We start from the raw sequence: 8,960 nt of genomic DNA on the forward strand, positions 1-8,960 counted from the left end.
CGGGCGATCGTATGCCGCGCGACCGACGGCGGATCGTCGGAGGCTGGCCGGGCGGCTAGCCCCCGATGGCGGCGCGTGCGCGCGGACCCACGACGGGAAGGAACGCGCTCGGCTTCGTGGTGACGACGGCCAGGTACATGGCTTCCTCCTCGGATCGTGGGACAGGATGGCGGCTGCCGCGGGCGGCACGCCAGCCTTTCAGGCTATGCCTCGAGCTCCCGCGAGCGCAACCGGTCGCGGCGCGGCGAAAGCGCCTCACGCTACAGAAACCCGCAGTCGCGCCTGCGGCCCGCGTGCGCGACTGCGGGTTTCGCGCGCGCGAGACCCCGCGGCGGCGTCGCGGGGTCGGGCTCGCGGGCGGGGTCAGCGAGCGGCGGGGTCAGCGGGCGGCGGGGTCAGCGAGCGGCGGCGGCCTCGCGAACAAGCAGGCTGCGCTTGACATCGAGGCCCCACGCGAAGCCCCCCAGCGTGCCGTCCGACCGCAGCACGCGGTGGCACGGCGTGAACAGCGCCGCAGCGTTGCGCGCGCAGATCGAGGCGGCCGCCCGCACCGCGGCGGGCTCCCCGAGCAGCGCGGCGAACTCCGCGTAGGTGAGCGGGCTGCCTGGAGGGATGTCGCACAGCGCCGCCCATCCTCGCGTCTGCAGGGGCGTGCCGTAGTCCTGTGCCGACTCGACCTCGTCGATGGCCCCGAGGTCGCCGGCGTAATAGGCGCGGGCGGCGCCGGCGGCATCCGTCTCCCCCTCGACGACGTCGAGGCTTCGCGCGCGCGCCGGCAGTCGCCCGATGATCGCGTCTGGGTCGGCGGTCCACCCCGAGCTCAGCACGCGGCCCTGCTCATCGGCCAGGATCGTGAACGGGCCGTCGGGGGTGTCGATGGTCTGGATGGTCGCGGTCATGTCGTGTCCTTCGGGATGTCGGGCGTCGCCGCGCGCGAGCGCGCCGGCGCCGCGCGCCACAGATGTGCGGTGAGATAGCTGCGCCACGGCGAGGCGGCGGCAGTCCGCGCGGTGAGACGGCGCGCGTCGGCGGGGAGCCCGGCCGCCGCGGCGCCCGAGCGCACGGCGATGTCGCCCGGCAGGAACACGTCGGGGTCGCCGGTGACCCGCATGCGCACGTAGTCGGCGGTCCACGGCCCGACCCCGGGCAGGGCGAGCAACGCCGCGCGCTGGGCCGCGGCGTCGTCGCCCACGCTCAGGGCGAGCTCGCCCGAGGCGAGCGCGGCGGCGGCGGCAGTGACGGCGCGGATGCGGGCGGCCGGACCGCGCAGCACCTCGTGGCCGTGCGCGGCGATCGCGGCCATCGTCGGAAACAGCCGGTCGACGCCGTCGTGCGCGGGCACAGGCTCGCCCAGCTCGGCGACGAGCCGCGCCAACGCCGTTCGCGCGGAGGCGACCGAGACCTGCTGGCCCACCATCGCGCGGATGAGCATCTCGGCCGGATCGGAGGCGCCGGGGACGCGGATGCCGGGTGTCGCCGCGACCAGCGGGGAAAGCCGCGGATCGCGCGCCAGCGCGGAGTCGACGGCGATCGGATCGACGTCGAGGTCGAACAGCCGGCGCACGCGAGCGACGAGGGCGGGAAGGTCGCTGAGCTGGTGCAGCCGCGCCTGGAGCCGGACGCGCGGGCCGGCAAGGCGCAGCCGGAACCAGGCGGGGCCGCCGGCGAGCACGATGGCGCGCGCGTAGGAGTCGGCGGTGGCGACTTCGACGCCCGGGAGCGCGCGGGCCTGCATCCACGCGAAGGTCCCGGGCGCGTCGAAGGGCCACCGCACGGGTAGCGCGAGGTCGATCGCGCCCGGGGGCTCGACGGCCGGGGCGGCGCCGGCGCCGCGCCGGGCGCGCAGCTCGAGCGGAGCCATCCCGAACACCTCGCGGATCGTGTCGTTGAACTGCCGGACACTTGCGAACCCGGCCGAGAACGCCACGTCGGCGGCCGGCAGCGCGGTGCCGACCAGCAGCATGCGCGCCGTGTGGGCGCGGTGGGCGCGGGCGAGCGCGAGGGGCCCCGCGCCCAGCTCCGCCGTCAGCAGCCGCGTGAGATGGCGGGACGAGTAGCCGAGCCGCGCGGCGAGCCCGGGAACGCCCTCGCGCTCGACGACGCCGTCGGCGATGAGCCGCATAGCCCGCCCCGCGGCATCCCCGCGCAGGTTCCACTCCGGCGACCCCGGCGCGGCCTCGGGCAGGCAGCGCTTGCACGCGCGGTACCCCGCCTCGTGCGCGGCGGCGCTGGTGGGGAAGAAGGCCACGTTCGCCGGCTTGGGCGTGCGCGCCGGACAGCTCGGCCGGCAGTAGATGCCCGTGGTGCGCACGGCCGTGACGAACTGCCCGTCGAACCGCGCGTCGCGCGACTCGATGGCGCGGTAGCGCTCGTCGAAGGCCATGGTGGATGCCGGCACGAGTCCAGCCTGTCACGCGGCCGGGGGGCGGCTCGCGGAAATCGGACATGACGGTGGCGGTCAAGCTCGACGTGCCGAGTTATCCACAGATAATAGAATATATCAGCGAATGTCAGACGCCACTGCCACAATAGAAATATGAACATCATCCCGGCATTGCGAGAGCGCGTCGAGCGGCTCTCGACGTTCGCCGAGCTCGATGTTCCCGCGGCCGGGCTCGCCGCGAGCGCCGGCCGGCTGAGCGACGCGTCGGTGCTCGACGTCATGCGCGACCTCGCCGCGATCGCGAACGACGTGGGCCGGCTGCAGTCGGTCGTCGCGGGCGTCGCGGCAAGCCGCTCGCGGCGCGAAGACGGGCACAGCGGGCTGGCCGCGACGCAGGGCCACGCGTCCCCCGCCGCGCTCGTCCAATCCATCACGGGCGGATCACGGGCCGACGCGCAGCGACAGGTCCGCGTCGGCGCGGCTTTGTTGGAAGAGGATGCCGCCGCCCCGCCCGACTGCGGCCCTGACGCCGCCGCGCCGCGCCCGCCGTGGCACGAGCCGCTGCGACGCAGCCTGCTGTCCGGGCAGATCACGGCCGCGCAGCACGACGCGATCCGAGGCGGGCTCGGCAAGCCGATCGTCGACGGGGTCGACGACGACCTCGCCGCGCAGGCGTGGGCGCTGGCCGCCGAGGCGCTCATCGCCGAGGCATCCGCATTGCCGTTGGAAGAGCTCGCCGCCCGCGCCCGCACCATCCGCGACACTCTCGATCCGACCGGCGCGGAAGAGCGCTTCGCCAAACGGTACGAGAGCCGCTCGCTGCGGATGTGGGTCGACGAGCACGGGCAGCGCCGCGGCCACCTCGCGTTCGACGACGAGATGGCCCAGTGGCTCGACGCCGTGTTCGCCGCTGCACTGCGGCCGCGACGCGGTGGGCCGCGCTTTGCGACCGACCAGGAACGCGCCCAGGCGGGTGCACTCTCTGACGACCCCCGCACGAACGAGCAGCTGCAATACGACCTGCTCATGGACCTCCTGCGCGCCGGCGCACTCGCGTCAGCGAAAGACGTCTTCGGGGCCCGCCAGCCTGGCGTCCGGCTGGTCGCGGTGAAAGACGCCGTCGGCCCGCGCGACGCCTTCGGCCGGCTCCTCGCGACCGGGCACACAGAAGACGGCGGCCACGCGCTTCCCGGATCGACGATCGACCGGGCCCTGTGCGCGAACGGCTCCGTCGACGTCGTGGTCGACAGTTGCGGCAACCCGCTCGACGTGGGCCGCGAACAGCGGCTGTTCACGCCGAAGCAGAAGCTCGCGCTCGCGATTCGCGACGGTGGATGCCTGTGGCCCGACTGCGCACGCTTCGGTTGCCGCGAACGGCGGGCCCCGGCCGCGGATCGTGGCAACTGAAGCGCGACGGGGCAGCCCTCGGGAAGGCTCAGTGGAAGAAGTGTCGCTCGCCCGTGAAGAACATCGTGACGCCGGCGGCGCGCGCGGCATCCACGACCTCCTGGTCGCGCACCGAGCCGCCCGGCTGCACGATCGCCGAAACGCCCGCGTCGATGAGCACTTGCGGCCCGTCGGCGAAGGGGAAGAAGGCGTCGGATGCCGCGACCGACCCCGCGGCGCGGTCGCCGGCGCGCTCCACCGCGAGCCGGCACGAGTCGACGCGGTTGACCTGGCCCATGCCGATGCCGACGGTGGCGCCGCTCTGGGCGAGGACGATCGCGTTCGACTTCACGGCCCGGCATGCCTTCCACGCGAAGATCAGCGCGCCCATCGCACTGTCTTGCGGCCGCTCGCCCGACACGAGCTGCCAGTCGCGCGCCACCGACTCGATGTCGTCGGGGAACCGGTCCGCGTCCTGCAGCAGCAGGCCGCCCGACACGAGGCGCACATCCATGCTCTCCTGCTGCCAGTCGGCGGGGAGCTTGAGCACGCGCAGGTTCTTCTTCTGCGCGAAGACTCCCAGCGCCTCCGGCTCGAAGTCGGGCGCGACGATCACCTCGGTGAAGATGTCGCGCACGTTCTCCGCCATCTTCAAGGTGACAGTGCGGTTGGCGGCGATCACTCCGCCGAACGCCGACACCGGGTCGCACTCGTGCGCCCGCACGTGCGCCGACGCGATCGGGTCGAGCGCGTGGGGCGCCGCGACGGCGATGCCGCAGGGGTTGGCGTGCTTGATGATCGCCACCGCGGGCCCGACCATGTCGAACGCGGCGCGCAGCGCGGCATCCGCGTCCACATAGTTGTTGTACGACATCTCCTTGCCCTGCAGCTGCGTCGCCTGCGCGATGCCGTGTCCGCCCGCCGTCGCATAGATCGCCGCACGCTGGTGCGCGTTCTCGCCGTAGCGCAGAGTCGCCAGCCGCTCCGCCTTGATGGTGAGGTGGGCGGGCAGGTCTTCGCCGCTGAGCGTGCCATCGGCGAACCACTTGGCAACCGCGCGATCGTATGACGCCGTGTGGGCGAAGGCGCGGGCCGCCAGCTCGCGGCGATGCGCGATGCTCGTGCCGCCGCTCTGGATCGCCTCGACAACGGCGGGGTACGACTCGGGGGAGACCACGATCGCCACGTTGGCGTAGTTCTTCGCCGACGCGCGCACCATCGCGGGTCCGCCGATGTCGATCTGCTCGACGACGTCGTCGCCCTCCGCCCCCGACGCCACGGTCTCCACGAACGGGTACAGGTTCACCACGACGAGCTCGAAGGGAGCGATGCTCAGATCGGCGAGCTGCCGCTCGTGGTCCTCGAGGCGCAGATCGGCCAGCAGTCCGGCGTGCACGCTCGGGTGCAGCGTCTTGACTCGACCGTCCAGCGACTCCGGGAAGCCGGTCACCGACGCGACATCCGTCACCTCGTGGCCCGCCTCGCGAATGCGGGCGGCCGTCGATCCTGTCGACACGATCTCAACGCCGGCCGCGGCCAGCGCTCCCGCGAGCTCGATCAGCCCCGTCTTGTCGCTCACCGACACGAGGGCGCGGCGCACCGGAATCACGTCGCGGTGACGGTACTGGGCGGGGTCGTGGCTCGGTCCGGCCATGGTTCTCCTCGGGGTTCAGGGTGCGGGCTCGCCCAGCGCGGCTGCGGCGAGGTCGAGTTCGCCCGTCGCGACGCGGCGCACCACGTCGATGAGCAGGCGCCGCTCGATGGGCTTGATGCGCTCGTGCAGGGTGTGCTCGTCGTCGCCGGGCAGCACAGGCACGCGCTCTTGCGCGATGACCGGCCCGGTGTCGACGCCGTCGTCGACGACGATGACGCTCGCCCCGGTCTGGTCGACGCCCGCGGCGAGCGCGTCGCGCACGCCGTGCGCGCCCGGGAACTCGGGCAGGTAGGCGGGATGCGTGTTGATGATGCGCGGCGCGTAGCGTGCGACCACCTGCGCGGGCAGCAACCGCATGAGGCCGCTCAGCACCACCAGGTCGGGCTGCCACACGTCCAGCTGCGCGGCGACTTCGGCGCCCCAGTCCTCGCGGGTCGCGTACCGCGTGTAGGGAACCGTGAACGACGGGATGCCGAACTCCTCGGCGTGCGCGAGCCCGTCGGCCTCGCGGTCGGCGCCGACGACCACCACGCGCGCCGGAAAGCCGGGATCGGCTGCGGCGTCGAGAAGCGCCCGCAGGTTCGAGCCCCCGCCGGAGATGAGGACGGCGACCGACAGCACCCGCCTAGTCTACCGACGGCGGACGGTCGCGCTCGGCCCCCTCGGCAACCTCGCCGTCATCGGCCGCGGCCGGCGTGCGAATGTCGGAGAAACCCGCGAATGTCGGAGCATTCGCGCCGGATCCTCCGACATCCGCGCGATCCTCCGACATTGAGGGGAGGAGAGACACCGGAGCGCCAGCGAAAGACGCGGGCGGGGCGGGCAGAGACACGGGCGGGGCGGATGCCTCGCCACGCCGGGGCGCGAGCAGCAGAATCGCCGCCCCCACCATCACCTCGACGCCGACGGCGAACGCGAGCGGCCCGGGCGCGGGCCCCACAGACGCGAGACGGCCCGGTCCGAGAGAGCCGGAGGCCACGGCCGCCAGCAGCGCCGCGCCGGCTCCCGCCAGCGCCGAGACCGCCACCGCGAGCACCACACGCGGGCCGACAGGCTCCGCCCCGGCCGACCCTGCCACGAGGCGCGAGCGCACGACCCAGCCCGCGAGCGCGCCCACCCCGACCGGCAGCACAAGCACGAGCAACAGCCAGGACGAGACCGACTCGGGCACCGCGCCGAGGATCGGGATGCCGGGAACCACGCCGAGCTGCGTGCCCGCCGGCGAGACGGCCGTGCCCGTGCCGAGCGCGAAGCCCGGCCCGGCGATCCACGACATGCCCCACACCACGAGCGTGGGCAGGTACATCAGCTGGCCCAGTGTGACGACCGTGGCGCCGACGACGTCGACGTGCCCCGCCTCGTAGAGGGCGACGAGGCTCCCCACGCGCGCGAACACCGCCACGGCAGTCGCCAGAGCGCCGAGCCCGACAAGCGCCGCCAACGCGACGGCCGCGCCGCGCACGGCGAGCCCGGGAACAGCCGGCCAGTCGCCTCGCCAGCCGTCGACCCACTCGTGCAGACGGTCGACGACCCCGTCGTCTCCGTCACGCCACGCCTTCGTGAGCGCGCCGACGAGCGCGAAAGCTCCGTACAGGGCCGCAGGCGCCAGCACCGCCTGCCACAGCGCGGGGTGGGCGACGGGGTTGCGCGAGGTCAGGGCGACCACGGCGGCCAGCGCGGCGAAGATCCCCGTGCCGGTGGCGGTGCCGGTCGCCCACGCCGCCGCGCCCGCGGCGCGCGCTCCCGAGCGCGCCGCGAAGATCGCCGTGAACGACGCGAAGGCCAGCGGCGCGAGCGACAGAGTGAACGCCGCGGCATCCGACTCGATCCCGGTCCGCGCGAGGTAGAGGTCGGGCAGCGCGACCGGCAGGGGGACGAGATTGCCCAGCTGCCACACCGACGCCGCGGTCGGCCACAGCCACGACCAGTCGGCATGCTCGGACCCGAACACCCACAGCAGCGTCAACGGCGCCAGGACGGCCGCGATCGCCGCCGCGGCCGCGATGACGGCGTCGAAGGCGGAGAGCAGGGCGACGAGTACGCGGTGCATGCCTCTCCGACCCTACCCAGCGCTCCCCCGCGCGCCGCGCGACACGCGACGCGCCTACACGGGCTCCAGCACGAACACCGCGATGACCCGAGTCGTCCGCGTCTCGTACACCGCGTAGTCGGGCCACGCCTCGACAGCGCGCTCCCACCACTGCGCGCGCTCGTCGCCGAAGATCTCGCGCGCGCGGTAGTCGCGTTTGACCGCGCCATCCTGCAGCTCGACGATCGGATGCTTGCGCACGTTGCCCGCCCACGCGGGCTCTTTGTCCGCGCCGCCCATCGAGGCGACGATCGCGAAGCGGCCGTCGTGCTCGACGCGCATCAGCGCCGTCTTGCGCAGGGCGCCGGTCTTCGCGCCGACGGTGGTCAGCACGATGATCGGCTTGCCGCGCAAGTGGTTGGCGTCGGCTCCGTCGGATGATTCGAACTTCTCGGCCTGGTCGCGCGCCCATGCGGACGTGCCAGGCTTGTACTCTCCGGTCAACGGCACCTATCCACCGTATCGCCGTCTCGACAGGGTGCGGCCGACGTGGTTCCAGCCGTTGAGCGCCCGAAGGCCGGCGCCTCCGGCTGAGGTCAGTTCGCCGAGCGGTAGGCGCCGCGCGCGGGCACGTCTCCGTTGAACAGCTGGGTGATCGTGACCAGCGTGAACCCGCGGCGGTGCAGCGCGCGGATGATGGCGGGCGCGAGGCGCACCGAGCGGGGCTTCGTGTCGTGGAACAGCACGATGCCGCCCGGGGTGGCCTCGCGCACGGCGCTGGCGAAGAGCTTCCGGCTGGAGGGGCCCTCCCAGTCGCGCGTGTCGACCGACCACAGGATCGCGGGCAGCCGGGCGGCGCGGAGCACGCGCGCGTTGTACAGGCCGTACGGCGGGCGGAAGGTGGTGACGGGCTTGCCGGTCAGTGTGCGCAGCAGGCGGTGCGTGCGGTCGAGCTGGGCGCGGATCCCGCGGACGCTCAGTCGCGGCAGGCTCGGATGGCTCCACGTGTGGCTGCCGACCTCGTGGCCCTCCTGCACCGCACGCCTGACCAGGCCGGGAAGCTTCGACGCCGACTCGCCGAGCACGTAGAACGTGGCCGCGGCGTGCGACGCGCGCAGCTCGTCCAGCAGCCGCGCGGTGTGCCTCGACGGCCCGTCGTCGTACGTCAGCGCGATGCAGGGCAGCAGAGTGCAGTCGACCCACTCGCGCCCCGCCGCGACCGCGTGCGGGCCGGTGTAGGGGGCGCCGGATGCCGCGGCCAGCCGCTTCCCGAAGGGCGACGCGAGCGTCTCGACAACGTCGGCGGGCGCCTCGAGCACGAGCGGCTCGGTCGTGGCCGGCACGCCCAGGTCCTCCAGCTCGGGCGAGGAGAACCCGGCGGGCAGCACGAAGGCAAGCCCGCCGTCCGCGCCGGGCACGGTCGAGGCGAGCGCGGCGCGCAGCCGCTCGGCCTGCGCCTGGTCCGCCGAGCGGGCCGGCGCGGTGCTCAGCGCGCCGGCCGAGCGCCG

At 73.9% G+C, this 8,960-nt stretch carries 8 protein-coding genes; 1 reads left to right on the plus strand and 7 read right to left on the minus strand.

The window, feature by feature from the left end:
• Nucleotides 1-395: 395 nt before the first annotated feature.
• Both QM611_RS05455 and QM611_RS05460 read right to left on the minus strand, forming a co-directional pair.
• The gene (locus QM611_RS05455; protein WP_415078890.1) at nucleotides 396-899 is read right to left on the minus strand and encodes a methylated-DNA--[protein]-cysteine S-methyltransferase; all 504 of its coding nucleotides are present in this window, start codon (nucleotides 897-899) and stop codon (nucleotides 396-398) included.
• On the minus strand, nucleotides 896-2,383 hold the full coding sequence (locus QM611_RS05460) for an AlkA N-terminal domain-containing protein (RefSeq protein WP_415078897.1): 1,488 nt from the start codon (nucleotides 2,381-2,383) through the stop codon (nucleotides 896-898). The genes QM611_RS05455 and QM611_RS05460 overlap by 4 nt, the downstream gene beginning before the upstream one ends.
• A gap of 153 nt (nucleotides 2,384-2,536) precedes the next feature.
• Between QM611_RS05460 and QM611_RS05465 the strand changes: the two genes are divergently transcribed.
• The gene (locus QM611_RS05465; RefSeq protein ID WP_415078891.1) at nucleotides 2,537-3,790 is read left to right on the plus strand and encodes a DUF222 domain-containing protein; all 1,254 of its coding nucleotides are present in this window, start codon (nucleotides 2,537-2,539) and stop codon (nucleotides 3,788-3,790) included.
• A gap of 28 nt (nucleotides 3,791-3,818) precedes the next feature.
• Here QM611_RS05465 and purH read toward each other — a convergent pair whose 3' ends face one another.
• The 5 genes from purH to QM611_RS05490 all read right to left on the minus strand — a co-directional run.
• Nucleotides 3,819-5,423: a bifunctional phosphoribosylaminoimidazolecarboxamide formyltransferase/IMP cyclohydrolase gene (purH, locus tag QM611_RS05470; RefSeq protein ID WP_415078892.1), complete on the minus strand. Its 1,605-nt coding sequence runs from the start codon at nucleotides 5,421-5,423 to the stop codon at nucleotides 3,819-3,821.
• Nucleotides 5,424-5,438: 15 nt separating this feature from the next.
• Entirely contained in the window at nucleotides 5,439-6,044 is a 606-nt protein-coding gene (gene purN / locus QM611_RS05475) for a phosphoribosylglycinamide formyltransferase (protein ID WP_415078893.1), read from the minus strand.
• A gap of 4 nt (nucleotides 6,045-6,048) precedes the next feature.
• Nucleotides 6,049-7,473, minus strand: a complete 1,425-nt coding sequence (locus QM611_RS05480) for a DUF6350 family protein (RefSeq protein ID WP_415078894.1) — start codon at nucleotides 7,471-7,473, stop codon at nucleotides 6,049-6,051.
• A 54-nt stretch (nucleotides 7,474-7,527) separates the two neighbouring features.
• On the minus strand, nucleotides 7,528-7,962 hold the full coding sequence (locus tag QM611_RS05485; RefSeq protein WP_415078895.1) for a nitroreductase family deazaflavin-dependent oxidoreductase: 435 nt from the start codon (nucleotides 7,960-7,962) through the stop codon (nucleotides 7,528-7,530).
• An 86-nt stretch (nucleotides 7,963-8,048) separates the two neighbouring features.
• Nucleotides 8,049-8,960: polysaccharide deacetylase family protein (locus QM611_RS05490; RefSeq protein WP_415078896.1), on the minus strand; the 912-nt coding region annotated here is incomplete at its 5' end.

The organism is Microbacterium sp. (assembly GCF_047606685.1).
Taxonomy (GTDB): Bacteria; Actinomycetota; Actinomycetes; order Actinomycetales; family Microbacteriaceae; genus Microbacterium.